Source organism: Paenibacillus plantiphilus, assembly GCF_927798095.1.
GTDB classification, from domain to species: Bacteria; Bacillota; Bacilli; order Paenibacillales; family Paenibacillaceae; genus Paenibacillus_Z; species Paenibacillus_Z plantiphilus.
Map to the genome: position 1 here is coordinate 1 of NZ_CAKMMF010000027.1, position 26,554 is coordinate 26,554.

Consider the following 26,554-nt stretch of genomic DNA (forward strand, 5'->3'; position numbering starts at 1 on the left):
TCGCTTTTCAAGTCTTATTTCAGCCTACTGGCCAAGGAATCTCGGAATGACCTGGTGGCCGGTTTATTCAAGCATAGATTCTCATCATTACCGATTAATCTCATGAACTGCATAAGTCATGTTTTTTTGTAGATAAAGGGAATTAATGTCTTTTGTAGAAGTTATTACGTGAACATCCAATTTTAAAGATACACATTGCTTAATTAGGAGGCATGAACATGGAAGAGGATCAGGTCAAGGAGCAGCACAAAAAAACGATGAACCGCAGGGAATTATTGGGGTTAATGGGTGCAGTAGGTGTTGGCCTCGCAGCAGGATCATCGCTGCTTGGACCGACACTGGCATCTGGACAAGGCAATACAGTAACCGAAGCTGTCTATGGCGATGGCGAAGATCCGCAGATTCCAGTAAACTACAGCACTGTCGTAACCGTAAAGGATTATGGAGCAGTCGGAGACGGCATAACTGACGATACCCTCGCTATCCAACAAGCGATCAATTTCGTAAGCACCAGAGGCGGAGGAATCGTCTACTTCCCTCCAGGCACTTACAAGATTGCCCAAACTACAGGATATGTGCCTATACCTGTATTGGGCGGAACGAGCAGCTTGCCGTACTGTATTGAGATGAAAGCTTATGTCATTCTGCGTGGGGAATCCGAATCTGCTGTAACATTGCTTGGCGACTATACCTATGGTCCAGCAGACTTGACCAAAAAGATTATGTTTAAGGTAAAAGGATATCGGAAGGACCCTACTGACAAAGAGACAGCGTTTAACAACGGACTCGAAAATATGGAAATAAAAAATGCTTTTATGGCATATGCTGCCCTCGACCAAACTTTAGCGCTCTGTCGGTTCAATAACTTAGTGTTTGACGGCTGTGCAATAGCTATATATTCCAAAGTTCTGGAGAGATCCCACTTTGAAGAGATCAATTTCAAAGGTACTGGAGTTGGGGTTCTAGTTGGCGGTCAATGGAGAACCTCATCCGCTGGAATTGATGAAGATGGCGGATATGCCGATAAATCGGTTTTCAGAAAAATCTCGTTTACTTATTACTGGGAGCTTTCTAATGGAGCACCTATCGACGAGTTTTTTGACACTTATTTTTTTCAAAGATGGAATGTCGCCCCTAACGTCGGCTTGGATTACAGAGGAATTACAGGGAGCTGCATCGTCATATTGCCTAGACATGGAAGACCAAGCAACTCCAATACCTTTGAGGATATGTTCATAGGATATACGCCAAGATACGGTTTTTACGGAAAACATCTCAAGTCTAGTCGTTTTCACGCTATCAATTTCGAGAGAGTCGGATTTTGCAAGCCCAAAGATAATTCTATGACCACCGGAATTGGCTCATCCCCGACAAATAAAGATCCTTACTTGGCCGTGGATGCTAGAATACCCGCCTTTATCTTCGGAGCGGATGATTCCTGCTCGCTTAGCCAGATCCAATTCCAGCAAGCTTACTGCGAGAGCGCTGTCGGTTCTCCACCGCAAAGAATAGGTCTGGACATAAGCACGACCCAAGGTACGATCAATAAGAAACTGCTTCCAAATAAAATCGATCTGGGAATATCCGCTCCATATGTAGATAAGATTGCAGCAAATGGTAAGGTTGAATACCAATTCTCTCTGCCTGAGAGCGGCGTATACATGTGTATCCTTCACGCTTCCTCCGATAAAACGGATATTAACCTTATCAATCAGGTGTTCGTAGCGATGTATAAAGGTGCTTTTGGTGTCTCTTCGCCAATCGGCGGCCCAACCTACCTTGGAAATGCTGAAACGGCTTCGGGAAATTCGAATCTTGTCATATCCAAACCAGATGCTGCAGGGAAAATTACGGTTACACTCGATACGACACAAACAAAGGTAGCGTTCAGATACTGGATTCAATATATGACTTCGACTGATTAGAAATTCGGCTGTCTGGAGTTGGATACAAGCTTGATATAAGCATGCAAGATTAACAAACTATTATAAGGCTCAAACTATGAATTGAGGCTGCTCCATTAGTAGAAATCTACTTGTGGAGCAGCCTCTGTTTTCTTCTTGGATGTTAGAATATTCCACGGTATTTCCGGCATGCGAGAAAGTTTCCCACAATGCGGCTTTGAAACCTCCTCCCATCGAATGATACTGATGATTGGCGCATTCGTTTGAAGTCTCCATTTTTCTATCCACGGACATTCGGCTCGGCAAATGGTGTCGAAGTCAGCATGGGGTTGCATTATTTCTGTCCAATCGCAGCATCACTCAGTATGGAAGTGAAAGCGCCGCGCTAAACCTCACTTTCATGCCAGAGTTGCAGCAGCGAAAATCCATGATTGCTTTTAAGGTGGTGCTTGTTCACTTGAAAAAAATCTCTTACAGATGACAGAGCGTAGTGGGATCCCCTTCATCTGTCGCTGTAAGCTTGAAAAACAATGTTACAGCACAAAAAAGTGGAGCGAGGCGCGCTGTAAGCTTGAAAAACCGGCTTACAGATGACGAGGCATAGTAGAATTACCTTCATCCGTCGCTGTAAGCTTGAAAAACAGTGTTACAGCACGGAAAAGTGGAGCGAGGCGCGCTGTAAGCCTGAAAAGCCGTCTTACGGATGACAGGGCGCAGAGGTTACCATTGCCCTAAGTCGGAAATTTAGTATAACTGTGCGGAATAGGAATAGTAACGTGAGGGGAGAAATCAACTCTCCACTCCCATTCTCCTTCTGGGGGGACGTCCCTTGTACTTCCAAAACATTCCGAACATTGCAGGAGGCTGTCCCTCAGTAGTTATAAACTACTTGATGGACAGCCTCCTGATACGATTCAATCGTTGATTATTCCGTCAGACATTCCCATTCATGGAGCAGTCCAGATCTAACTTACTCAGCCGGATACATCTTCTCGCGGAGCGCTTTGACCTCATCGCTCTCCAGATACTCATCATAGGTCATGATGCGGTCGATAATGCCGTTTGGCGTAATCTCGATGATCCGGTTTGCGATTGTTTGCACGAACTGATGGTCATGCGAGGTGAAGATCAACGTGCCGTCGAAATCGATAAGTCCATTGTTGAGCGCAGTGATCGATTCGAGATCCAAGTGGTTCGTCGGTTCGTCCATCAGCAGAACGTTAGCGCTGGCGAGCATCATCTTGGACAACATGCAGCGCACCTTCTCTCCCCCGGACAGAACGCTCGCTTTCTTGAGCGCCTCATCGCCGGAGAACAGCATACGTCCCAGGAAGCCACGGATAAAGCTCTCATCCTGATCCTTGGAATATTGACGAAGCCAGTCAACCAGATTCATATCGATGCCGTCGAAATATGCCGCATTGTCTTTGGGGAAATAAGCTTGTGTCGTCGTAATCCCCCACTGGAAAGTGCCTGCATCTGCTTCGAGCTCGCCCATAAGCAGCTGGAACAGCACTGTCTTAGGCAGCGTATTCGGTCCCACCAATGCGATCTTATCGCCTTTATTGATCGCGAGCGTCATGTTGTCAATCTGCTTCACGCCGTCCACCGATTTGGTTAAGCCGTCAACAAGCAGCAGCTGCTTGCCTGCTTCACGCTCTGGCTTGAAGTTGATGAACGGATATTTACGGTTCGACGGACGAATGTCGTCGAGTGAAATTTTATCAAGCAGCTTCTTACGGGAAGTCGCTTGCTTGGACTTCGATTTGTTCGCGCTGAAGCGTTGAATGAACGCTTGCAGCTCCTTAACCTTATCTTCCTTCTTCTTGTTCGCGTCACGCATTAGCGTTAATGCTAGCTGGCTCGACTCGTACCAGAAATCGTAGTTGCCCACATACATCTGGATCTTGCCGAAATCAATGTCCGCAATATGCGTACACACCTGGTTCAAGAAATGCCGGTCATGGGATACGACGATAACAGTGCCCTCATAGTTGCCAAGGAAGTTCTCCAGCCAATGAATGGATTCCATGTCCAGATGGTTGGTAGGCTCATCGAGCAGCAGAATGTTCGGCTCGCCGAACAAGGCTTGCGCAAGCAGGACGCGCACCTTCTCGTTGCCGCTCAGCTCTGACATCAGCTTGTCATGCAGGTCTGGCAAGATGCCAAGACCGTTCAGCATGCCTGCCGCTTCAGACTCCGCTTCCCAGCCGTTCATATCCGCGAATTCTGCTTCCAGCTCGCCGGCGCGCATACCGTCTTCATCGGTAAACTCCGCCTTCGCGTAGATCGCATCCTTCTCTCTCATGACATCATAAAGCTTCTTATGGCCCATGATAACCGTTTCGAGCACCTTGAACTCATCGTACTCATAATGGTTCTGTTTGAGAACGGCAAGCCGTTCGCCTGGTGTAATATGCACTTCTCCTTGCGATTGCTCTACTTCACCCGAAAGAATCTTCAGAAACGTCGATTTACCCGCTCCGTTCGCGCCTATCAGACCGTAACAGTTGCCCGGGGTAAACTTAATATTCACATCTTCAAAAAGCGCTCGCTTCCCGTAACGGAGCGTAATGCCGCTTGTACTAATCATTGTGCGTGATCCCGTCCTTCACTCAGAAATCTTGTTCATCACACCATTATAGCACAGAAGAGCGGATTATTCCCACACAAGCTTCACTTCACTGCCTGTTCGGGATGATTCATAGATCGCATCAAGAATCCGATTGTTCGTATAACCTGACATTGCTGTCGTAATGGGTTCCAGGCCTTCCTGTATGCAATTGATGAAATGTTTGTTCAGCAATAAGCGCGAATCCTCGCCGTCCAGCGGTGTAATTGACGATTCGACGATGATGTTATTCGCATGGCTGACCATCCTGCCGCTGCTGCCGATCAGCGATGCTCCCGCCTCTGTTCCCATCAGGTGGAGGAACGGCTCTTCACTGATCGCTGCCGTATGCGCAGCCCAGCTGACATCCAGTGACAGCGTCGCGCCGTTATCGAATTTAATGAGCGCTGTTGCCAGATCCTCAACGTCGTAGTAGCCATCCCAGTTTGGCGTCCCCCAATCGCCAATGCCTTGACGATTCGGTCCGAATTCCGCATAGGTGGAGCCATAGACGGAGATCGGCTTCGGATTGCCCATCATATAGAGGGTCAAATCCAGCATATGAACACCGATATCGATTAGCGGCCCGCCCCCGGACTCATCCATTCGGGTAAACCATGAGCCCCACCCAGGAATGCCCTTGCGGCGCATCCATCCGGTCTTGGCGTTATAAATGCGTCCCAGCTTGCCGCTGTCAATCTCCTGCTTAAGCGCGCGAGCCAGTCCTGTCCAGCGCATCTGATGCGCCATCATTAGAATTTTGCCTGACTGCTCCTTGGCTGCCACAATTTCGCGCGCTGATGCGGAATCGATTGACATTGGCTTCTCCAGCAGCACATGCTTGCCGGAACGAAGCGCTTCGATCGCCAGCGAAGCATGAAATTTATTCGGTACGGCAATAACGACCGCATCGATTGATTCATCCGCCAGCAATGTCTCTGGATTCGGATGTACAAGCGCTATGCCATGCTCCCCTGCCCGCTGCTCCGCAAGCGGAAGGAACGAGTCGGTTATTGCGGCCACATTAACGCCCTCAATGGCCTTGAATACTTCCAGATGCAAATTGCCGATAGCTCCGGCGCCTATAATGCCAAGTCTAATTGGACTACTCATGTTGAATTAAAGTCCTCCCTGTATAAAATCCTTTCATTCCATTCAAGATCACGAATGAATTTCTCTGTCATTGTGCAGTATATACAAATTGAATCGGCCAAAACAGGGGGATAATAGTTCATTATCATTCCGATTTTGGCTTCTATATAGATTAGACAACTTCAGCGCCTCAGCGCGGATCGCCATTCAAACGCCATGTCTCGCCATGCGGCAGCACAACGAGCTGCGACTCACCCAGGCCAAGCTTCTTCTGCTGCGCATACAGACGGTCAAGCGCCTCGCGCGGCGTGTCATCTGCAAGCCGGAATGAGCCATAGTGCATCGGCACGAACCATTGTGCGCCTATATCCATGTAGGCTTGAAGCGCCTCCTCCGGGGTCACATGCTGTGTGCCCATGAACCATTCCGGCTCATACGCGCCGATAGGCATCAGGGCGACATCAATATCAAAGCGTTCGCCAATCGTTTTGAACCCGTCGAAATAACCGCTGTCCCCGGCAAAATAAATCGTAGGCGAAGCGTGAACAACCGGACGCGAATGAAAGCTTTCATTCGCATGCAGCTGACCCTCCATCGCTTGCCCTCCAGCATCCGATTGGCCTTTCTTCTCGTCTACACGCTCGATTATATATCCTCCCCAGTGCGAGGAGTTCGTATCTGTCAGTGTCCTTCTAGTCCAGTGCTGTGATGGAACAAAGGTAAACTTGACCCCACCGATTGTCGCAGACTCCCACCAGTTCAGTTCAATGACGGAGGAGAAGCCTTTGCGCTGCATTTTGGAGGCCAGCCCGACTGGAACGATCAATGTCTTGCTGCTTGTCAATTGCTTTAATGAACCGATATGCAAATGATCATAATGCGAATGCGAGATCAGCACAATATCAGTAGGAGGCATATCCGCGATCGGAATGCCCGGAGGAGTTAACCGCTTCTGCATCGCAAGCTGGTTGGTCCAGACCGGATCAGTGACAATGTTCAGACCTGCGAGCTGGATAAGAAATGTCGAATGCCCGATCCAGGTCAACGATGGCTGGCTCGCGTTTTGGTGCAGGTAAGAAATATCCGGTGTTGAATTGGGCACAGAATAAGAGAAATCCTTCGTTTTCATCTTGCGGGAGCGCTCCTGGCGCCATTTTCTCAAATCCTTGAATGAGCTCACTTTAGCGGCCGTATTCAAATTTTCATATCGCATAGCAGCAAATCGTCCTCCTCTTAACTCCTGACGACATTCTTTGTCTATGTCATCTTTATCTTTACGATACAAAATACGCTGGCAATTAGCAAACGCCATGGGGGCGAATTTCAGCAGCCATAGAGCGAAAATCCAGCGGACATCGCAATACGTTCTTAGTCTAACGCTTGTATTCGTCAGCTATTGCCATTTCACCAGTCTAATGACAGTGGAGCAGTCAGCACAGGAAGCATTTATTGCGACATAATTCGCATCAGCGGCAACTTTTTTGTACACTAGTAGTAAATGTAGGAATGAAGGAAGAAGTGAGGTGGGATTAAGATGCGTTTATTGCTTATAGAACCGACACCAAGCCCTAACACGATGAAATTGAATGTGGATGACAAGCTTCCTCACGGACAGCGTGTGAGCTATACACCTGATACGGCGGAAAATGCGCCGGAGCCGCTGCGGAGCTTGCTTGCTATTAAAGGGGTGCGCGGACTATTCCGCACTGCGGATTTCATTGCGCTGGATCGAAAGCCGGGCGCAGACTGGGAAACCATATTGGCGGAAGCGAGAGGCTTGCTGCAAAGCGGGGAGAAGCAAGAAGACGGAGGCTCCGTTAACGCTTCGCACGAAAGCTTCGGGGAAGCACATGCTTTCGTACAGCTGTATCGAGGCATTCCCATGCAAGTACGGGTTCGCACGTCTGACCGCGAAGTTCGCGCAGCCATGCCTGCGGCCTTCGCAGATGCGGTAACAGCAGCAGCAGCCGCTTCTATGATCCGCGAGCGCAAGCTGGAGGAGCTCGGCGTCCGCTACGGTGATCCGGATGAGATCGCCGCCGAGCTAGTGAAGGAGCTTGAAGCCGCTTATCCAGCGATGCGGCTTCAAGAGCTGGTCGCCGCGTCGCTCGCGCAAGGCAGCGCCACCGGCGAGAATGGCGCAGCTGCCCTTGCCATTCGCCCTGCGCCGCTAACGGCTGGCGAGCTCGCACAGCGCTTGAGCTCGCCGGACTGGAGCGTACGCTACGAGGCCCTGTCGCGCACGCAGCCGCAGCCGGACATGCTTCCGCTGCTCGCCGGCGCGCTGGCCGACGACAACGTCTCCATCCGGAGACTAGCCGTCGTCTACCTTGGCGAGCTTCGCATACCCGAAGCGCTGCCGCATCTGTTCACAGCTCTGCGTGACGCCTCCGCGTCGGTCCGCCGCACTGCAGGCGACACCTTGTCCGACCTTGGCGACCCCGCCGCAGTCGGACCGATGATAGAAGCGCTAAGCGACCGCAACAAGCTCGTTCGCTGGCGCGCCGCCCGCTTTCTCTACGAGGCCGGCGATGAGACCGCGGTCGAGGCACTGCAGACTGCGGCTGACGATTCCGAATTCGAAGTCAGCCTGCAGGCGAGAATGGCGCTGGAGCGAATACAGCGCGGCGAAGAAGCGGCCGGCTCCGTATGGCAGCAGATGACCGCTCTCAGACGCAAGGAGGAATAAGCGGTTGCGGTTCAGCCTTCTCTAGTCTGCGACTGGATAAGGCTTGACCCAAGCGTGATCCTCCTTCATTTCTTTATCTGACTTCAGAAAGTAATCATAGCTCACAGTACCAGGGCGATCCGGCAGCGGATCGTCCCATGTTATATCCAGGTGCTTCCACTTGGAACCGAGCTTCACCATGTTCCATACATGATTGCCTGTATCTACTTTGCCCTCAATAATAAGCGTGTTGATGCCTGCAGCTTTAAGCATGCGGTGAGCAAGCAGCGAGTAGCCTTGACAAACCGCCAGTCCGGTCGTCAGAGCCTCATAAGCCGTGTATCGCTGCAGACTGCTGTCATAGGCGACATTGCCAACGATCCAGTCATGAATTGCTTTCACCTTGCTCCGCTCTGACATCGTTGGTTTAATAATGGTTCGAAGCGTCTCGATGATCCGGGCATCCACTTGCTTCGTTTGCTGCAAGGATTCCCGATAGCGGACAGACAGCTTGATTCTCGCGTTCGGACCCCACGTTCGGATCGTATAGAGATAAGAATCCACGATGTACGCCATATAATCATCCGCTGCGAGAACATCGCGCAGCAGGTCGTCAAGGCTGCTCTTCAGCTCATCATCACCCCCCGTGTAAACGGCTTGTATGACGGGCTTTTGGGCAAGAAGCTGTTCAATCAGATCTAATTTAAGCGCTTCCAAAGTTGCATGCGCATTCGGCTTTGCAGGTGAATAACGGAAGTCTGCGCCTAATCCACTGACCAGTATTGCAAGTATCAGTCCCACTCTAGCCAATAGTCTGCTCATAGTCCGTCTCCTGTCCACAATGATATCTTCATTATACCTAATGTTTCCTTTGTTATAAAGTTTCTTTCATATTGTAACCACAATTAGGAAATAAGAACCCCTATTGCATAAAATCGTGCTGCATTCAGTCTACATTCAGCTTTATAGTAGATAATAGATGTACTTATCTGCCTGGAAGGTGAACATGATGAAACCTAATAAAGGAATTCGAGTTTTGCTTGCTGACGATGAGCCTCATATCATACAGTTTCTGGAGATGGGCCTGACGAATGAAGGCTTCGAAGTGAAATGCGTAGAGAATGGCATAGATGCCGTTCATCTGGCGGGCTCATTCCGCCCGCATGTCGTCATTCTCGATGTGATGATGCCAGGAGCAAACGGCTTCGAGGTATGCCGATTGCTGAAGGATCAGGGTGACAATATTGCCGTCATCATGCTGACAGCCAAGGATGAGGTAACAGACAGAGTGAAGGGCCTGACACTCGGCGCAGACGATTATGTGGTGAAGCCATTCAGCTTCGAAGAACTGCTGGCCCGCATTGGCGCGCGCCTGCGCAACCAATTCCCGGATTTGCTTGGGGAAGTCGTTCATGGCCCCTTCGTCATCGATGACCGCCGCAAGGAAATTCTTTACCAGCAAACGGTAATGACCCTCTCTCCAACAGAATACGAGCTGCTCAAATTTCTGATCATCAACAATGGCATCGTGCTTAGCAAGGCGGTTATTCTCGACCGGGTATGGGGGTACGATTTCGGCGGCGAGGAGAACATTGTCGAGGTGTACATTCGTTCCTTGCGGGACAAGCTCGGGGATAAGGAGCATCGGCTTATTCGCACCTTGCGCGGTGCTGGCTACCGGGTGGATCTTCCATGCTGAAACAGCGAATGATGCATGCGCTGCGCACAATTGTTGTCCCCCGTTCCTTGCGCTACCAGCTTCTTGCAAGATCGCTATTCATACTTGCTGCCCTCTTGCTGCTTATCGGAATGTCGCAATACTGGCTTATGAAAAGCTTCCTCTACCAAAGCAAAGCAGACGCTATGCAAACACAGCTGATGTCCCTTCCGCGAGACTTGCTTGTGCAATCAAGCACAGACCAGAAGGAATGGGAGCGTCCCAAGAATGGACCGGCTGCTGGAAGCGGAGCCGGCAACGGTGCGGTTCGACCTGATCGCCCCTTCCTGTTCTTGCCTGATATGTCGCTTGCCTATATATCGGCAGACGGCGTATTCACAGATATATCGGGAGCGGAGAACAGCGGCAATCCTTCACCATCGCCTTCACCGCAGCTGACAGCAGCGGAATATGAGCGGCTTGCAGCCAAAGATTTTGCAACAGGACCCAGAGCCAAGAACACCGAATATGAGATCCTCAGCAATGCCGCCGGAGAGGAGCAACTGGTCGTATTCCACACCATTGGACCTCGCAGCCGCAGCGGAGGACCAGCACTCCTTCAGATGGGCACGGCTACAGCTCCTCTGCAGGATGTCATCATGCAGCAGCTCATCATATTCGCCTCCCTGTCCGCGCTTGCGCTCACAGGCGGGTTAGGGCTCTATCTGCCAGCGCTGCGCCGGACGCTCATTCCGCTATCGCGCATCGTTCATATCGTCAAACAAACAGATGCAGGCAATCTGGGTGAGCGGATGCCGGAGAATCAGGGCCAGGAGGAAATTGATCGGCTCTCAGCATCCTTTAACGGCATGCTGGAGCGGTTTGAAATATCTTTCCACACCGAGAGAGAGGCTAAAGAGAGGATGAGGCAATTTATTGCCGATGCCTCTCACGAGCTGCGAACGCCGCTGACATCTATCCACGGGTTTCTAGAAGTGCTTCTGCGCGGGGCAGCCTCCAATCCTGAGCAGCTATACAACGCGCTGAACAGCATGCATGGCGAATCCAGACGTATTAACAAGCTTGTGGAGGATTTGCTCCTGCTGGCGAAATTCGACCGTTCTCCACAGCTGCAAGTGACTGCCATAAAACTGGACGCTTTAATTTACGATATGGAGCATCAGCTGCAAATGATGGCGGGAGAAAGAAGTTTGCAGCTGCAAATTGGAGAGAACAGAGAAGGAGAATATGACGCGGACAAAATCAGGCAAGCAATTCTGAACCTGTTCCATAATGCTGTTCAGCATACCGATGGGGCAACAGGAAGCATTGCGCTCTCGTTACGCAGCACTGACACGGGAACCGAGCTGTCTATCCGAGATAATGGTTCTGGAATAAGCGAGGAGCAGCTTCCTCATGTATTCGAGCGATTCTATCGCGGAGATGCGTCGCGAACCCGCAAATACGGCGGAGCCGGCCTCGGGCTCTCGATTACGAAGTCTATCGTTGAGGCTCATGGCGGGACGATCAAAGTGGCGAGTCGGGAGGGCGAGGGAGCAACCTTCACGATTACGCTGTCGATTCGATCCGCTGATGGGGACAAATAATCTAAGCCCCCATATAGGATAAAAAAGATGCCTCCAGCCCCACTTTCTTTCCAGTGGTTTTGAAGGCATCTTTTCACATCATTTGGACTGACTCATTGGATATTGGGCGGGCTTTTCGGACAACCCCATGTTTTACATTTTTATGGTATCCACCCACTCGGGCATACCCTATTGGGACAGCCCCATACGAGCGAATCAGAGCCCATTCACGATTAGTGACCCGCCATCATCGCCGGATCCGGGATGTCCCCGCCGGCTGTTCCGTCTTCTTCTTGCTGCTTCGGTTTACGCAGAATGAGCGACAGTGCGACACCTGCGGTCACGATGCACGCGGACAGGAAGAACGTGTCGCCGTATCCCGCGACGACGGCGCTCAGCGGATTCGCATTCGCTCCTCCGCTCGTGGCGTGAGAAGTGATTTGCGATGTCAGATAACCCGTCAGACCCGCGACCGCAAACGAGACGACGACTTGCTGAGCAGCTGTTGTCAGCGGTGTGACGCGGCTCACCAGTTGACGAGGTGCAGCGTTCAGCACATGCGTGTTGAGCGGCATCATGGAGAAGCCCATGCCCAGACCAATGGTACAGATGCACAGAATGATCACCCACAGCGAAGTATCCACCGATATGCCGGACAAGATGAACAGGGAGACGGATATGATGGAAAGACCGGCAAAGGCGAGCGGACGCGCGCCGATCTTGTCGAACAGCCGGCCGCTGATCGGCATCGCGATTCCCGCGCATAGCGCCTGCGGCATCAGGATCCAGCCCGTTTCAAGCGCGGTGTAGTTCATGACACCTTGCAGGTACAGCGGCACGATCAGCATTGCGCCAAACAGCGCGAGCTGTACAATCCACGTCAAGATAATGCTGCGTGTAAAGTCGGACGACTTGAACACTTTCAGCTCCAGCAGCGGTTGCTTCTGCCCCAGTTCCACGAAGATGAAGAGAATGAGCGCAATGCCGCCGACAGTCAAGCCCGTGATTGCCGAAGCCGAGGACCAACTGGTACCGCCTTCGCTTACGCCGAACGCCAGCATGGAGAAAGCGATTGGCGCGAGGCACATGCCGATGACGTCCAGATGCGGCGCCTTAGTGCCGCCCGATTTCGGCAAATATTTATACCCGAGAATGAAGGCGATAATGCCGATTGGCAGATTGATAATGAAAATCCAGTGCCAGCTAACAGATTCGACCAGCCAGCCGGATAGTACCGGACCGAACGCCGGCGCCATCAGCATGGGGATGCCGAGTAAGCCCATGATAGAGCCACGGCGCTCTGGAGGCGCGAGCTTGAACACCATGGCCATTCCGATCGGGGCCACCATGCCGCCGCCCAAGCCTTGAATGATGCGATAAATGATGAGCTGTTCCGGTGTTTGCGCGATACCGCACAGAACCGAGCCGAAAGTGAACAGAGCGATCGTAATCATGAAAATTCGCTTGGAGCCGAATCTATCGGTCATCCAGCCAGCAAGCGGGATAACGGCGGATAAGGCAAGCGTGTAGCCGGTGACTGTCCATTGAATCGTCTTCAGATCGGTGTCGAAGTATTCGACGAGATGCGGAATGGCATTATTGACAACAGTACTGTCCAAAATAACCATGATCATGCCGACAATAATCGCCAAAAGCGGCGGCAGAATGGCTTTCAGCGAGAAGTCGTCCCCGCCGGCTGTAATCGGTTTTGTTTGCGTAGGAGCTGACATAGGTCCCTGCTTTCTGCTCATAGAGCTGTATATGGTTGAAAATAATCGTATGACGGGCTGCAGCATTGGCGCAGCTTATCGCACCGCCGTCACTCCCGAGCCGTCAACATGGCTCTTTCTCGTACAAATTCGCAGGCAATGCCTGCACGAACGGCGACCAATCGCCAGTCGTATACAGCTGAAGCCGGTGCATAGCCCGGGTACACGCCGTATACAGAAGCTTGCGTTCGTGGTCCCAACCGTAAGCTTCGGGCGAAGCGTTATAGATGAGGACCGCATCAAACTCAATGCCTTTGGCGAGATACACGGGAATGACCATCACTCCCTTTTCAAAAGCGAGCGTCTCCCTCGTAATATGCTGCAGCCCTTCGCCTCCTTGAATGCGCAACGATTCATAGGCCTCCCGACTTTCGGCTGCAGTCTTAGTGATGACAGCGATGGATGCGAAGCCCTGGGCATTGAGCAAGGCGATGTCTTCCAGAATTTGCGCATCGCGCTTCTGCACGCCGTTCAACCTGATCAGAAGGGGCTTGGGGCCTCTTCTTTCAAACGGTACAATCTCGTCCCCGCCGGGGAGCAGCGATTTCGTAAATTCCACAATCTCTCTGGTCGAACGATAGCTGCGCACAAGGCGGACGAGGCTTGTATCGGCTTCGCCAAAAAGCCGGATCAGCGGTGAATCGGATGCTTCCAGATTTGTGGACTGCATGAAGATCGCTTGCCCAAAATCGCCGAGCACCGTCATCCGGGCACGAGGAAACAGCTTTTTAAAATATTCATATTGAAACGCCGAATAATCCTGGCCTTCGTCGATGAAGACATGCCGGATCTCCGTGTTCGTCCGAACGCCTTCAACGAGCTCTTTGACAAACAAATAAGGAGTCGCATCCTCGTGGAGCAATTCATTCCGGCTTAGCATATCCTTCGTTTGTCTGCAAATTTCAGACCATTGTGCGGGAATGATGCTCTCATTTGTTTTCTCCCGATACGTGGTTTCATCGCCGAATAATTGGCCATATATACCTTTGATATCGACAAAAGAAAATGTCCTCACGCTTTTCCTTAGCGGCTTAAAGCTCCTTTTCACAATTGATCGAAGGATCAGCTCCTCCTCCTGCTGGGCGAAGTCAACGTCTCCTTCATCTCCCCGCCGCTTGTTGTTCATGAGCTCGCGAACCACAGTGTATTGCTCCGAAAGGTCGAACAGCTCCCTCTCTTTGTGCAGCATGTCGAAAACTTCAGCGTACTGTTCATTATCGAGATAATTTAACTCCTCCTGCACCCAGAACGCTCCCCGTTCCTTGCGTTCGAGCGAAGCAAGCTCATCCAGCAGCCATTCCTGCAAAAGAACGACACGGCTGTACAACGGCAGGGAGCTGTCGAAACCGTACAGCTTCGCGCTCATACGCTCCGCAGTAATCAAAACGCGATTGCGGAACCATATGTCTATGAACCGCATCCCTTCCCGCCCCAGCCACCTCCCGTAGTTCTGCAGAGCCTTCAGAAAAGCTTCGGACGTTTTGTACGCAATCCCCTGAAGACGAGCCTCATATCCCGGCTCCCCCTGTGCTGTCAGTGTGTATTCAATCTGATCGAAGGGGTCTTCCGACCGCAATGAGGAGCCGAGCCCATTCTCAACATATTCCTGAAACGTCGTCTGCTGCATATTCTCTTCACCGAGCTCAGGAAGGACCGTGGAAATATAACTGCCAAACATCGGATTGGGCGAGAAAAGCACGATCTGATCAGCTCTGATCGTCTGGCGATGCCTGTAAAGCAAGTACGCCACACGCTGCAAGGCTGCTGAAGTTTTCCCGCTGCCAGCCGCTCCCTGAACAATAAGCATCCGGCTTTTGTCGTTTCGGATGATCGCGTTCTGCTCCTTCTGGATGGTTGCCACAATACTTTTCATTTGCGAGTCCGCGTCCTTGCTCAGCACTTGCTGCAGCAATTCGTCTCCAATCGTTTCGCTCGCGTCGAACATGGTGCGGATGTGTCCGTTCTGAATCTGAAACTGCCGTTTAAGCATCATCTTCCCATCGATCCGACCTGCAGGCGTGACATAAGAGGCTCTACCCGGAGGAAAGTCGTAATACAGGCTCGCGATGGGGGAACGCCAGTCATAGATCAGAAAATTCAGTCCTTCATTGTCGACGAAGGAGGATACCCCGATATAAACCTGCTCGCTTTCGTTCAAGCCGTCCTCCTGAAAGTCAACGCGCGCAAAATAAGGAGACGGGAGCAGCCGTTTCATGCCGTTCCATTGCTGCACCAGCCGTCTGTGGCCGCGCTCTCGTTCGGCCAACATCATGGATTGCTGCTGAACCGAGTAAAAGGTATCTTCGAAATCCTCGGTCGTGCTCGTGTTGATCGATAAATCCTCCCAAAACCGCTTGCGGATTTCAGAAGCCTGATCGTGCAGCCCGGCAACCTCCGGCTCCAGCTCGGCGATTCTCGCATGCAGCTCGTTCCTGACCCGTTCCAGCCGCTCCTGTTCCTGTCGCCAATCCCTCGCTTCCATCTCCTGAACACACTCCTTTTTCCATCTTTTTGGAATAAAAAAAGAGCATTGACAAATTAAAGCTCCAGATGTACAATTAGAGTGGGAATAAAAATGAATACATATTCACTCTAATTTGTCAATAACGCTATCGATTATATCATAGTGTTATTTTGCGTTCAATTTATTTTTTTCCGCCCTCTGGCAGAGCTGAACACTGACTCGGATTGTGGATAGCTTCAACTACCCGCCGTGGAATGAAGCTGAAAGAAGATGACCCTTGAATCATTCATCAAGGGTCATCTTCTTTATATCACTAGTGTCTTCCGATGTCCCCAGCAAAACAGTCTATTTTTCAATGAACAACGTATATTAAATGAAAGGATCTCGCCTCTTATTACCATTAAATGGATCCTATACGACCGATTTCGTCATTTTTGTAATGAAACTGTAATGTTTCCTTCATGTTCCTTTCAGATTACACTTATATAATAAACACATGACCCCCCTTTATAAATATATTCTCTCTTGGCCTGCGGAATGATGCCGCAGGCCCCTTTTTTTTATAGTTCAAAGTTTCACTCTTGCGTCGTGGTCAGACGATCACGCGGTAGTGAAGATGAACAACGCCGCTTCGGAAGCGGCGCTCACCGAGCAGTTCGAGCCGCATGCAGAGGTTGTCCGGCAATGCTCGCTTGCCTCCACCCAAGTAGTGCTAACCGTCTCCCAGTACACCATCGACTCGTACATTCGACGCCCGTAGAGGTAGGTCCCAATCGACCGCTGGAAGTCAGTCCAGAACGCATACGTCTCGTCATCGGAGATCGTCCACTCGATATTTCCACGCTCGTCCTCAATGTACCCGTCCAAAGATATGTTAGCAGCGTAGATCAGTTTAGCCATTTCAATAACACCCTCCAATTATCAGTTTCCAGCTAGACAATAAAAAACTCACATAGTTATTCACCGCTTACAATAGCTTCTGCTTCTATCTCCACTAAAAGTCTTGAGTCAATAAGTGCTTTAACTTCAACCATTGTGGCAACAGGTTGAATATCTTTGAAAAACTCTCCATGGGCTTTCCCGATCTCTTCCCACTTTGATATATCAGTTACAAACATTCTTGTTCTAACAACATCTGTTAAATTCGCTCCAACTTTATGAAGTGCTTCTTCTATGGTTTTTATAATGCTTTTCGTTTGTTCGTAGGCACTCCCTACTCCAACAACTTCACCATCTTTCATTGCAGTTGTGCCTGCTACTTCAACACGATTCCCTACACGAATAGCTCTACAATAGCCAACAACCGGCTCCCAAGGCGAACCAGTAAAAACTCTTGTTCTTTCTGTCATTTCAGAAACTCCTCTCCATAATGGATAGACTAATATTACCATATCCATGTGTAAATTTATTTCGCAATTCTGCCAATTAGTTTAATAAAAAGAACGCTCCCGCGCCTTCGCCTGAGCTATGCTGATCTACAGCAATTCTGCGAATTTTTTGGCACGCCAAAAAAACCGAATTATAAAATTCGGCTTTGCTATCTGCGTAAAGAGGCATTGAAGCGGCTAATAATCGCTACCAGCCGCAATGAAGTGGCCTCCAGTATGCTTACTGAAGCGCCTCTCTAAAAAAAGGAATGACCCTTCGCCAAAATTCCGGGTCCTGCTCCGACTCGCTATGACCATTCCCCTCCACAAAAAGAGTATCGACCTTACAGCTTCGCGTCAGCTCTCGCAGATCATCTGCCGGAATAAAATCATCGCCATTGCAATGAATCATCAGAACAGGCACTCTTCTGCCCGCTTCATTCGCTTCCAATGCAATCGACATACGCGCAGCCTTATATTCGCTCCATGTAATCCCCGCCCGCCATAACCAGATCGGAGGGATTAGCAGGGCCAATGGGAAATAGGGCAGCTTGCGCCGTTTGAACTCCGCCTTTAGCATGGTGATGAACTGACTCGGGGTGGAATCAGTAATGACGGCCTTGACCGGCAATCCGCGCGGCAGCGCCAGTAATGCACCGAATCCGCCCAACGAATGCCCCAGAACAGCAATTCTATCCGAGTCAATACATGGCTCAGCTGCAATCGCTGCAACGGCTGCTTCAATATCCTCGCGGAAAATCAGCGCAGATGCTGCCTTGATGGAATCACTGTCACCATGACTGCGCGCATCAAACATGAAGACAGCATACCCCTCGTTCAGCAGCGGCTCTACATATCGCAGCACGCGCGAACGATTGGAGCTCCAGCCATGCGCAACAATAATAAGCGGCAGCCGACCATCAGCACCCGCTTTCGTTGTCACATTCATATCCGTATTTGCATCCGCGATTGCTTTCACATTCGTATCCGCTTTTCCACCCACGTTCACTTTCACATGCGCATCCGGATTTCCATCCACGTCAGCATTTGCATTCGTCGGTCGCAGGAGCCACCCTTTCATTGTCGAGCCGCAGCTCTGAAACGTTATTTCATTGTAAGGTACCGTTGGCAAAATCGTATTGGGCCGTTTCTTAGGTCTCTGACTGCGCACGCCAATGCTCCAAACCAGCCAGGCTGGCAGCGCGACTGCCGTCGCGCCAGCTATGACGCCTATAAACATAGGAACCACTCCCTGTTCTATAGCAATTTGACCGCTTCAGTGAACTTGCGCGCCTGCTCCGTAAGCAGGTTGAATTGTCCGCTGCGCACCCAGTCCAGATTCACAAGCTTGCCTCCCATTCCGACCGCACTTGCTCCAGCACGAAAATAATCAGCAATATTATCGATATTCACGCCACCAGTAGCTATCATAGGAATATGATTCAGCGGCGCACGGATCTCCGCCAAATACTTCCACCCCAACGTTCCGAGCGGAAACAGCTTAACTGCATCTGCACCAGCCTTCCATGCACGAACAATCTCTGTAGGTGTCGTGACGCCCGGCCACACCGAAATTCCTCGCTCTCTGCCATAGGCCACAACCGCTTCGTCGAGATTAGGAGAGATTATAAACTGGGCGCCGGCAGCTGCTGCTTCCTTCGCCATATCGAGATCAAGTACGGTTCCTGCCCCGATTGCTGCCTGCTCGCCGAACTTCTCGCGCCAGCGGTTGATCATAACCGTTGCGCCTTCCGTATTCAACGTGATCTCCATCATCGCAATGCCGCCGTCTATAAGCGCTTTTGCTGCCTGGTCCGCATCCTTATCCTCAATACCACGGAATATCGCTACAATTTTTTCCTTCAGCAATCGATCCAGCATAACGCTCATGATACAGTCTCCACCTCTATCATTCTATTCTGTCAGTTCCCAATAATCTCTTAATATGCGCAAGAAAACATTTGGAAACGCAAGCTCGCTCATTTCCTCCACGCCGATGTATCTGTAATTGGTTGGAAGCTCACTGCTTCCTGTATCGATCTCATAAGGAACAAGCGATTCCGCAGCCTGAGTCTGATCCAAAGCCGTCTGCGGCTCCCCATCCTTCAGTCTAAAACCGAATTCCGCCTGATACACTTGTACATCCCATATAATATGACTAAAAATATGCTCCGTCTCGCCCCACCAGCTCACTGGGCGTATCAGCAACCCTTCCTCTTGTGCCAACAATCGGCACAACTGGTCCATCTGCGCCGGATCGCCGCCAGACCGCTGGCTGCCGCTCACCGATAGCTGCGCTCCCCGGGCCCGCTTGCGGCCGCAGCCAGCAGCCGCCTTCTGCGCGGCAGCCTCGCCAGCCTGCGGCGCAAGAACATGCGGCAGCTCCCACATTTGCGCAAGCAGGCCGCTTGCTGGCCGCTGCCGCACGAGCACCTTGCCGGCATGCTCGCCGCTGCCGACGACAAGTGCAGCAAGGCGCGTCTCCGGACGAGGCGGCTTGGCCTTCGTCTTGATCGGCAGCACATGCTCCTTGCCAGCCATGCGGCCTTCGCAGTGCAGCATGACCGGACAAGTCAGGCAGCCGGGCGATTTGGGTGTGCATACCAAGGCGCCCAGCTCCATTAATGCCTGGTTGAAATCTCCGGCTGCGCCCTCAGGAATGAGCGCTGCTGCAAGCTTTTCTATCTTCACCCTTGTCGCAGGCTTCGCTATATCATCCTCCAGGCAGAAGAACCGTGACAGAACACGCATCACATTGCCGTCCACCGCAGGCTCCGGCTTGTTGAAGGCTATGCTCATAATCGCTCCTGCCGTATAAGGCCCTACACCTCTTAGCGAAGAAACGGCTTCCTTGTCATCAGGCACGGCGCCGCCATGCCGCTCAACCACCTCGCGCGCTCCGGTCTGCAAATTGCGTGCTCTGGAGTAATAGCCGAGTCCCTCCCAGCATTTGAGCACCTCTGGCTCCGGCGCAGCCGCAAGCGCAGCAGCAGTCGGAAATTTCTCCATGAACCGTTCATAATAAGGAATGACCGTATCCACCCTCGTCTGCTGCAGCATGACCTCAGACACCCATATCCGGTAAGGATCGCGATTCAATCGCCACGGCAAATCCCTCTTGTTGCCTCTATACCAGCCGAGCAGCTCGCTGCTGAAATAGCTGGCAGCTTCCGTTGTCATGGCTGCACTTCACTTCCTTTGATTGCTGGCTGTGCCTTTATTGGGGCAGCACGGTAAATTTGACGATATCGGCTCGGCGACAGCCCCATATGCTGCTTAAACAGCCGCGACAGATAATGGTTCTGCAACCCCACACTTTTGGCAACGGTTGAGACGCTGTCATCGGTCCCTTCCAGCATTTGTTTGGCCATTTCCAGACGCCGCAAATTGACGTACTGGATCGGCGCGCTGCCGACAACATTTTTGAACACGCTAATAAAATAGTTCGGATGCAAATAAGCCAGCCTCGCGAGCTCATTCACCCCAATGTTCTCGGATAGATGAAGTTCGATGTATTCCAGCACGCGGTCAATCTTATCCAATGATTCAATGCCTTGAAACACCTGATCGCTAAGATCGCACAGCTCCAAATAACTAGCCATAATGTCCAGCAGAGCAGCCCTTATTCTTAATTTGCGGGTGAACGCAGTGGAACGGAAGGCCTCAATCATTTTGAGAAACATGGATTCTAAGTACTCGCTCTCCTGTGGTTCAACCAGAACAGGCAGCTGCAGCAGCTCAAACATCTGGTTATCTCCGATAGAGGAGCGAAAATGGCACCAGTATAAACTTACGCTCTTGCCTTCCTCGCTGCCATAAATTTGTTTCGCTCCTGGAGGCAGCAGAAATAGATGCCCTGGCTTGCCCACGTATCGCCGGCCATTGTATTCCAGCCAGCCTTCACCTTCTCGTATAAACCACAGCCGGTAATAATCCGGAGACTCTTCCTCTATAAATCCAGGTTTTTTAGCTGAGAAAGCCGCCATCGAAACCTCTGCTTGAAATCGGTGAAAGTAATTTTGGATGATCGTCTTGTATGTAGGTTTCATTGCAGCTCCCAATCATCGTAGTATGTATCTTGCCAATTGATATACCTGTTTTCTATTATACGGACATTCCTGCAAAAAGGATATGGGAGTTAAGTTCGGTTGCAATGTCGAATTGGAACATTTTATAATATAGCTATAAACAAAAAGCTTTGGTCTGATGCGGTGCGACAATAACCATGAAGAGAGAAGGTCATTCGATGAACCAACTAATTTCAACAGCTCAGCGTCGTAAGCGAAGGCAGCCTCATCTGTATCTGTTTGCAATGGCGGCATTGGCCGGTGTTCTTCTGCTGGCAGGCTGCGGCGAGTCGCCGAATTCTGTTTCATCCCCGGAGCTGGATGGACCCGAAGCGGTTATGGAAGTGTACAAATCCAACTGTTTATCCTGCCACGGCACTGATCTTCAAGGCAAAATGGGACCCACTACCGACTTGACGAAGGTTGGAGCGCGCCGGACTGTCGATCAGATCACAGAACAGATCAATGAAGGCGGAGGCGGCATGCCGAGCTACCATTCCAGATTGACGGAAGAGGAAGTCAAGGGGCTCGCAACCTGGCTCGCTGATAAAAAATAACAAGAGGGCTGAATTCAGTGGCAATGAACCCTGAATCCAGCCCTTGCCTATGTCGACCGACCGCCGTCATGCAGAACACGGCGCGCTTGTTGGTGTCTGCCTGGCGATGGCGGCCGATTAACTCTTGCTGCCGGCAATCCCGAGGACAAATGTCCATCATACAGCCATTTGGATGCGCCCATTATCCGGTGCGACGGAAGCCGCTCGCCTTGCAGCAGCGGCAGTCGGACGCCCCATGAATCTACATACATCCCGTCGAATGGCACGCTTTGACCGCTCGGATACTGCCTTCTCACCGCTCCGCCCGCTGTCATCCTTCTCAAGAACATCACCCCATCCTCAGTATCACCTATTGTTCTATTCTGAGTATGGTCAAATGGTGATGGGATTATAGCAATGTCTGTTCGACAACGACAAATGCCGAAGCAATGGATTCGTCATGTGTAATCGTAACGTGGATAACGGCTGCTCCCGCCTTCAAGCCGAGCCTCTCCCACGCCCCGTCCGACAGCTGGCAGATCGGTTTCCCTTGCTCATTCCTTCCTACCTCAATATCTCGAAATGAAAGGATCCGTCCGATCCCACAGCCAAAAGCTTTGGACACCGCTTCCTTAGCCGCAAACCTCCCGGCTGTAAATTCAATAAGCCGCTTTCCCATCGCCCCTCTTGCGAGCAATAGCTCACCATCCGTAAGTATGCGCTCCATGAAACGCTCGCTAATACTGCTTTCCAGCAGCTTCTCCATCCTGGGGAGCGATGTTATATCATGGCCTATGCCGATAATCATGCTTCTCCCCCCTCTCATTTATGTACTTCTATGGTTTGGAATAGCGGTTGGCAAGCATGAGCATCAGGAATGAGATAGCAATCATGGCCGCTGCCCAGTACCAGGCAAGCATCCTGTTTCCTGATTCAACAGCAATATAAATGGCTGTCGGCATCGTCTGTGTCTGACCAGGAATATTGCCCGCTATCATCAATGTTGCGCCGAATTCACCAAGCGCCCTGGCGAATCCGAGAATATAGCCTGCTATAAGCGAGCGTGAGGCAAGCGGCATCGTTACGAATCGAAACACCTGCCATTCCGAAGCGCCTATGGAACGGGCAGAGTCCTGCAGCTCCTTATCGACCGATTCGAAGCCAAGTCGCATTGTCCTGTATGCAAGCGGAAAAGAGACCACGACCGCAGCCACAACTCCCGCCCCCCATGTGAAAACAATTGGAGCATTAAACAACCATTCGTAGGCTTGTCCAATCCAGCTTCGACGACCTAACAGCACCAGCAGTAGAAATCCGACCACTGTGGGCGGCAGAACGAGCGGGAGCAGCAGCAGCGTCTCAACGACGCTTTTTCCAGGATAGCGCACACTCGCCATCCATCTCGCAGCAGCCACGGAGAGCAGGAAGACAATAACACTGGCTGCAAGCGCTATTTGGAGCGATAATACAATAGGTGATAGGAATGCTTGCCAGTCTATCGTTAATCAGTCCCTTCCCCCGTCTGTTAGCTGATGAACTCCTGAATCCGCTTAGCTTGCTCCATTCGATCTGTGAAGCTCCCCGACGTATATTGTTTAATCACATCCGTCCAAAACAACTGTGCGGGAACATTGCTCTCCAGTTGAAAAACTTCCCACTTTCCTCTATGTGCCTCGAATACTTGAATGGCTGCGGCTTTGCCTAGCCCTAATCGTCGATATTTCTTCATAACGAAAAACTCCGCAATCGAGAAATAAGCCGCTCTATCCTCTGATTCTATGTACCTGACCAGCACAAACCCCGCTAACTTGCCCTCCAGCTTGATCATATAAGGAAATCGATTGTTCACTTCGACCCAGTAATCGTCCAGATTAGGATACTTCCTGTACAATCCGTCATCTTCAACGTGGGCATCCATGAATTCGGAGAAATCATACATATAAAATTGCATTAAATGATGAAGAGTTTCTTTGTCTTCTTGGGGTATTCGAGCTATTCGAAGATCCAATCTCCAACCCGCCTTCTTAATTTTATTCGTATTCATGCAAAATCGCCCCTCACCTTGCATGAGGTGAAGGGCGACTTCAGGTGGCTAAATCCCAGGAATGGGATCGCGTTTATGAGCTGTTTTGAGATATTGCTTCTCCAGCTTCTCCCGGACTTCAGCATTAATCTCTTTGCCTTCCAAATAAGCGCTATTATCGTCATACTTGATGCCAAGCTCGTTCTCGTCGGTTTGGCCTTCCCATAGCCCGGCAGACGGCGCTTTATCCAGAACTGTCTGCGGTACGCCAAGAGCGTAAGCCAGCTGACGAACCTGCCGCTTGTTCAGAGAGCTGAGCGGCGTAACATCAACTGCGCCATCGCCCCATTTGGTATAAAAGCCGGTAATCGCCTCAGATGCGTGATCTGTTCCGACAACAAGCAAATTCAGGTCAAACGCCAAGGCATACTGCATCACCATACGAGTGCGCGCCTTCACATTGCCTTTGCCGCCACGACTCAGATGGCGGGATTTGCCGATTGCTTTGAACCCATGCTCGACCTCAAGCGCGATCTCATTCACGGCTTCGCCAATATTGGTCTCGACGCGATATTGAAGCTTGAAAGCCTCCGCAACCGCATAGCTGTCCGAGATGTCCGCTTGCTCCTCATAAGGCTGGAACACACCCAATGTTATATACTCTTGACCGGTTTCAGCAGACAGCTCATCCGTAGCTGTCTTGCAAAGTCCAGCAGCCACAGCGCTGTCGATGCCGCCGCTAATCGCGATCAGCAAGCCTGTCGTACCGGATTTGCGCACATAGTCTTTAAGAAAATCGACACGCCTGCGTATCTCCGCTTCCGGTTCAATCTCCGGCTTAACGCCAAGACGTGCAATAATTTCATTCTGCAAGCTCATATCATCACCTCTTAGCGGCAGAAGCGATCGAATGCAGCTGTCAAGTCAGCAGCAATATCAGCAGCCGAACGGTTCTCAATTTGATGGCGCTCGATGAAATGAACCAGCTCGCCATCCTTCATAACAGCAATGGAAGGGGAGGAAGGCGGGTACGGCGCAAAATATTCACGCGCCTTCGCGGTAGCTTCTTTATCCTGACCAGCGAATACGGTGTACAGATGGTCTGGCGTCAGATCATGCTGCAGCGCTTGAGCAACACCAGGCCGGCATTGTCCAGCAGCACAGCCGCAGACGGAGTTGACAACGACAAGCGCAGTTCCCTTCGCTCCCGGCAGCTTGGCCTCGACTTCTTCCGGCGTGCGCAATTCTTGAATACCGAGACGGGTCAGATCATCGCGCATCGGCTGTACCATATCCAGCATATATCGTTCAAATGACATTGACATGTATAATCACTCCAATTGGCTATATTTTAACCCCATTATACCCCTCGCGTAAAATGAAAGCAAAAGAAAAAGCAGCCGACACGATACGCATCAGCTGCTCTCATTGTTGCTTCCCTTCGGACAAATCATCTCCTGCTCCATAGGAAACATCCTTATCAGGATGCATGAACACTCCCCCTTGAGGCGGAATGCCCTTCTCGAAATAATCCCGATTCTCGCTGCTCAAGAATCCGATATCCTTGAACGGGTGCACCCATTGGTCGCCGGACATGACAGCCGGATCAGTCTCTTCACTCCAGCGGCTGAGCGGTGATTGAGGCGATTCATACATATGGTCGCCGATCACAACACCGCTGCTGTTGATGAAAGGCCCTCTAGGACCGCGCCCGGAGCGGAAGTTCGGAAGAAATTGAATCTCATAGGGGTCCAGCTCCGGATCATCCCCACCGATTCTGGGGCCTCGATGATGGGAGCGGAGCGATTGTTCGTTGTCCGATGAATGCTGCCATTGTTCGTCCATATAAGCATTCGCCCCTTATATCGAAGGTCGGTTCGGACCGTCCAGCTTCTTGTCAAACCCTGCCGATTCCGGCGCCTTGCCGTCTCGATCCTTATTGCTTCGCGCCGCCTCCGGATTCGAAGCCGAAGGGGAGCCGATAGCTTGCTTCGTCAGATTCACGCCCACAACTAGCACCTCCTTCCAATGCTAGTATGCGCCGAGGCTAGACTCGCTATCCGCTCTGCTTTCACTCCTATTGCACCGCAGCTTATCTCGCTATCCGCCCTGCTTCCACTCCTATTGCACCGCAGCTCATCTCGCTATCCGCCCTGCTTGCGCCATAATGCGCCGAGAACGGCTAATCCGATGAGACACCATTGCAGCATCGTCAGTCCCAGTATAAGCTCTGGCCATGTTCCTTGAGGGTATACGGCAAACAAGCTGACTGTAAGTCCTCCGAATCCGATGCCAATCAGAAACATGCGCATCGCATCTCCAGTTCCAGGAGCGCCAGCTTCCTGAGACCTCAGAAGCACAATATACAGCACAACGAATAAGACCATGTACACCATCCGATATGGAAAAGCCGTAATCGCATTCCATACTATAAAACCAGGAAGTATTGCGAATGGCAGTGCATCAAAAAATTTCAGCCACGAAAGCCGCTTTCTTCTCAGCGCCCAGACCAGATAGAGCGAAGCAGCGATAATCCCTATCAGCAAATCCGAGAAGCTTCCACGCACAATGAGTATTGAACTGGGCCGCTCCCACAGCATAGTCGGATCATGCAGCAGAAATGCCAGCTTCCAGCCGACAACGGTTATAACCGAAGCGTTGATCATGAGATCAAGCCACGGTCCTCCGCGTGTGCTCTTGGAACTCTTTATCCATATGCCAAGCGCTGTCAAACCGGCAAAAACGGATAAAAAAGCAGCGAGCAACCCGCCATCCAATCGCAAGGAACCAACGGAAATAAGTTCGGGCAT

26 protein-coding genes are annotated in these 26,554 nt (G+C 51.1%); 5 read left to right on the forward strand and 21 right to left on the reverse strand.

Annotated elements, in window-relative coordinates; genetic code table 11:
* Positions 1-218: 218 nt before the first annotated feature.
* The gene (locus tag L6H65_RS20295) at positions 219-1,925 is read left to right on the forward strand and encodes a glycosyl hydrolase family 28-related protein (RefSeq protein WP_290370461.1); all 1,707 of its coding nucleotides are present in this window, start codon (positions 219-221) and stop codon (positions 1,923-1,925) included.
* Between the two features lie 949 nt (positions 1,926-2,874).
* On the opposite strand, the gene L6H65_RS20300 is transcribed toward L6H65_RS20295, so the two are convergent.
* From L6H65_RS20300 to L6H65_RS20310, 3 genes are all read right to left on the reverse strand, one after another.
* Positions 2,875-4,497 (reverse strand): ABC-F family ATP-binding cassette domain-containing protein, encoded by a 1,623-nt coding sequence (locus L6H65_RS20300; protein ID WP_236344495.1) that lies wholly within the window; start codon positions 4,495-4,497, stop codon positions 2,875-2,877.
* Between the two features lie 66 nt (positions 4,498-4,563).
* Positions 4,564-5,628, reverse strand: coding sequence for a Gfo/Idh/MocA family protein (locus L6H65_RS20305; protein WP_236344496.1), 1,065 nt, complete (start codon positions 5,626-5,628; stop codon positions 4,564-4,566).
* A 169-nt stretch (positions 5,629-5,797) separates the two neighbouring features.
* Complete coding sequence (locus L6H65_RS20310) at positions 5,798-6,820, reverse strand: MBL fold metallo-hydrolase (RefSeq protein ID WP_236344497.1); 1,023 nt, start codon at positions 6,818-6,820, stop codon at positions 5,798-5,800.
* Between the two features lie 321 nt (positions 6,821-7,141).
* Between L6H65_RS20310 and L6H65_RS20315 the strand changes: the two genes are divergently transcribed.
* Positions 7,142-8,296: a virulence factor gene (locus tag L6H65_RS20315; RefSeq protein WP_236344498.1), complete on the forward strand. Its 1,155-nt coding sequence runs from the start codon at positions 7,142-7,144 to the stop codon at positions 8,294-8,296.
* A 21-nt stretch (positions 8,297-8,317) separates the two neighbouring features.
* On the opposite strand, the gene L6H65_RS20320 is transcribed toward L6H65_RS20315, so the two are convergent.
* Positions 8,318-9,097, reverse strand: a complete 780-nt coding sequence (locus L6H65_RS20320; RefSeq protein ID WP_236344500.1) for a transglutaminase domain-containing protein — start codon at positions 9,095-9,097, stop codon at positions 8,318-8,320.
* A 187-nt stretch (positions 9,098-9,284) separates the two neighbouring features.
* Between L6H65_RS20320 and L6H65_RS20325 the strand changes: the two genes are divergently transcribed.
* Positions 9,285-9,974: a response regulator transcription factor gene (locus tag L6H65_RS20325; protein ID WP_236344614.1), complete on the forward strand. Its 690-nt coding sequence runs from the start codon at positions 9,285-9,287 to the stop codon at positions 9,972-9,974.
* Positions 9,968-11,539, forward strand: coding sequence for a sensor histidine kinase (locus L6H65_RS20330; RefSeq protein ID WP_236344502.1), 1,572 nt, complete (start codon positions 9,968-9,970; stop codon positions 11,537-11,539). The genes L6H65_RS20325 and L6H65_RS20330 overlap by 7 nt, the downstream gene beginning before the upstream one ends.
* Before the next feature lie 212 nt (positions 11,540-11,751).
* Here L6H65_RS20330 and L6H65_RS20335 read toward each other — a convergent pair whose 3' ends face one another.
* From L6H65_RS20335 to L6H65_RS20370, 8 genes are all read right to left on the reverse strand, one after another.
* Positions 11,752-13,248 (reverse strand): MDR family MFS transporter, encoded by a 1,497-nt coding sequence (locus tag L6H65_RS20335; RefSeq protein WP_236344616.1) that lies wholly within the window; start codon positions 13,246-13,248, stop codon positions 11,752-11,754.
* Positions 13,249-13,351: 103 nt separating this feature from the next.
* Positions 13,352-15,769, reverse strand: a complete 2,418-nt coding sequence (helD, locus tag L6H65_RS20340; RefSeq protein ID WP_236344504.1) for an RNA polymerase recycling motor HelD — start codon at positions 15,767-15,769, stop codon at positions 13,352-13,354.
* 582 nt (positions 15,770-16,351) lie between these two features.
* On the reverse strand, positions 16,352-16,651 hold the full coding sequence (locus tag L6H65_RS20345; protein ID WP_236344505.1) for a dihydrofolate reductase family protein: 300 nt from the start codon (positions 16,649-16,651) through the stop codon (positions 16,352-16,354).
* Between the two features lie 56 nt (positions 16,652-16,707).
* Positions 16,708-17,100 carry a RidA family protein gene (locus L6H65_RS20350; protein WP_236344507.1) on the reverse strand — a complete coding sequence of 131 codons (393 nt, stop codon included), beginning with the start codon at positions 17,098-17,100 and terminating at the stop codon, positions 16,708-16,710.
* Positions 17,101-17,359: 259 nt separating this feature from the next.
* Positions 17,360-18,358, reverse strand: a complete 999-nt coding sequence (locus tag L6H65_RS20355; RefSeq protein ID WP_236344508.1) for an alpha/beta hydrolase — start codon at positions 18,356-18,358, stop codon at positions 17,360-17,362.
* A 17-nt stretch (positions 18,359-18,375) separates the two neighbouring features.
* Positions 18,376-19,008, reverse strand: coding sequence for a bifunctional 4-hydroxy-2-oxoglutarate aldolase/2-dehydro-3-deoxy-phosphogluconate aldolase (locus L6H65_RS20360; protein WP_236344509.1), 633 nt, complete (start codon positions 19,006-19,008; stop codon positions 18,376-18,378).
* 24 nt (positions 19,009-19,032) lie between these two features.
* Positions 19,033-20,298, reverse strand: a complete 1,266-nt coding sequence (gene mutY / locus L6H65_RS20365; RefSeq protein WP_236344510.1) for an A/G-specific adenine glycosylase — start codon at positions 20,296-20,298, stop codon at positions 19,033-19,035.
* Positions 20,295-21,167 (reverse strand): AraC family transcriptional regulator, encoded by an 873-nt coding sequence (locus tag L6H65_RS20370; protein WP_236344511.1) that lies wholly within the window; start codon positions 21,165-21,167, stop codon positions 20,295-20,297. The genes mutY and L6H65_RS20370 overlap by 4 nt, the downstream gene beginning before the upstream one ends.
* Before the next feature lie 197 nt (positions 21,168-21,364).
* Here L6H65_RS20370 and L6H65_RS20375 point away from each other — a divergent pair, with 197 nt between their 5' ends.
* On the forward strand, positions 21,365-21,742 hold the full coding sequence (locus L6H65_RS20375) for a c-type cytochrome (protein WP_236344512.1): 378 nt from the start codon (positions 21,365-21,367) through the stop codon (positions 21,740-21,742).
* A gap of 47 nt (positions 21,743-21,789) precedes the next feature.
* On the opposite strand, the gene L6H65_RS20380 is transcribed toward L6H65_RS20375, so the two are convergent.
* From L6H65_RS20380 to L6H65_RS20420, 9 genes are all read right to left on the reverse strand, one after another.
* Positions 21,790-22,065: a hypothetical protein gene (locus L6H65_RS20380; RefSeq protein ID WP_236344513.1), complete on the reverse strand. Its 276-nt coding sequence runs from the start codon at positions 22,063-22,065 to the stop codon at positions 21,790-21,792.
* Positions 22,066-22,130: 65 nt separating this feature from the next.
* Positions 22,131-22,529, reverse strand: a complete 399-nt coding sequence (gene acpS / locus L6H65_RS20385; protein ID WP_236344514.1) for a holo-ACP synthase — start codon at positions 22,527-22,529, stop codon at positions 22,131-22,133.
* A gap of 28 nt (positions 22,530-22,557) precedes the next feature.
* Entirely contained in the window at positions 22,558-23,220 is a 663-nt protein-coding gene (modB, locus tag L6H65_RS20390; protein ID WP_236344617.1) for a molybdate ABC transporter permease subunit, read from the reverse strand.
* Positions 23,221-23,246: 26 nt separating this feature from the next.
* Positions 23,247-23,765 carry a GNAT family N-acetyltransferase gene (locus L6H65_RS20395; RefSeq protein ID WP_236344516.1) on the reverse strand — a complete coding sequence of 173 codons (519 nt, stop codon included), beginning with the start codon at positions 23,763-23,765 and terminating at the stop codon, positions 23,247-23,249.
* Between the two features lie 48 nt (positions 23,766-23,813).
* Positions 23,814-24,623 carry an NAD(+) synthase gene (gene nadE / locus L6H65_RS20400; protein WP_236344518.1) on the reverse strand — a complete coding sequence of 270 codons (810 nt, stop codon included), beginning with the start codon at positions 24,621-24,623 and terminating at the stop codon, positions 23,814-23,816.
* 11 nt (positions 24,624-24,634) lie between these two features.
* Positions 24,635-25,069 carry a BrxA/BrxB family bacilliredoxin gene (locus L6H65_RS20405; protein ID WP_236344520.1) on the reverse strand — a complete coding sequence of 145 codons (435 nt, stop codon included), beginning with the start codon at positions 25,067-25,069 and terminating at the stop codon, positions 24,635-24,637.
* A 100-nt stretch (positions 25,070-25,169) separates the two neighbouring features.
* On the reverse strand, positions 25,170-25,589 hold the full coding sequence (locus L6H65_RS20410; RefSeq protein WP_236344522.1) for a DUF3905 domain-containing protein: 420 nt from the start codon (positions 25,587-25,589) through the stop codon (positions 25,170-25,172).
* A 15-nt stretch (positions 25,590-25,604) separates the two neighbouring features.
* On the reverse strand, positions 25,605-25,754 hold the full coding sequence (locus L6H65_RS20415; RefSeq protein ID WP_236344523.1) for a hypothetical protein: 150 nt from the start codon (positions 25,752-25,754) through the stop codon (positions 25,605-25,607).
* A 134-nt stretch (positions 25,755-25,888) separates the two neighbouring features.
* Positions 25,889-26,554, reverse strand: a complete 666-nt coding sequence (locus tag L6H65_RS20420) for a hypothetical protein (RefSeq protein ID WP_236344524.1) — start codon at positions 26,552-26,554, stop codon at positions 25,889-25,891.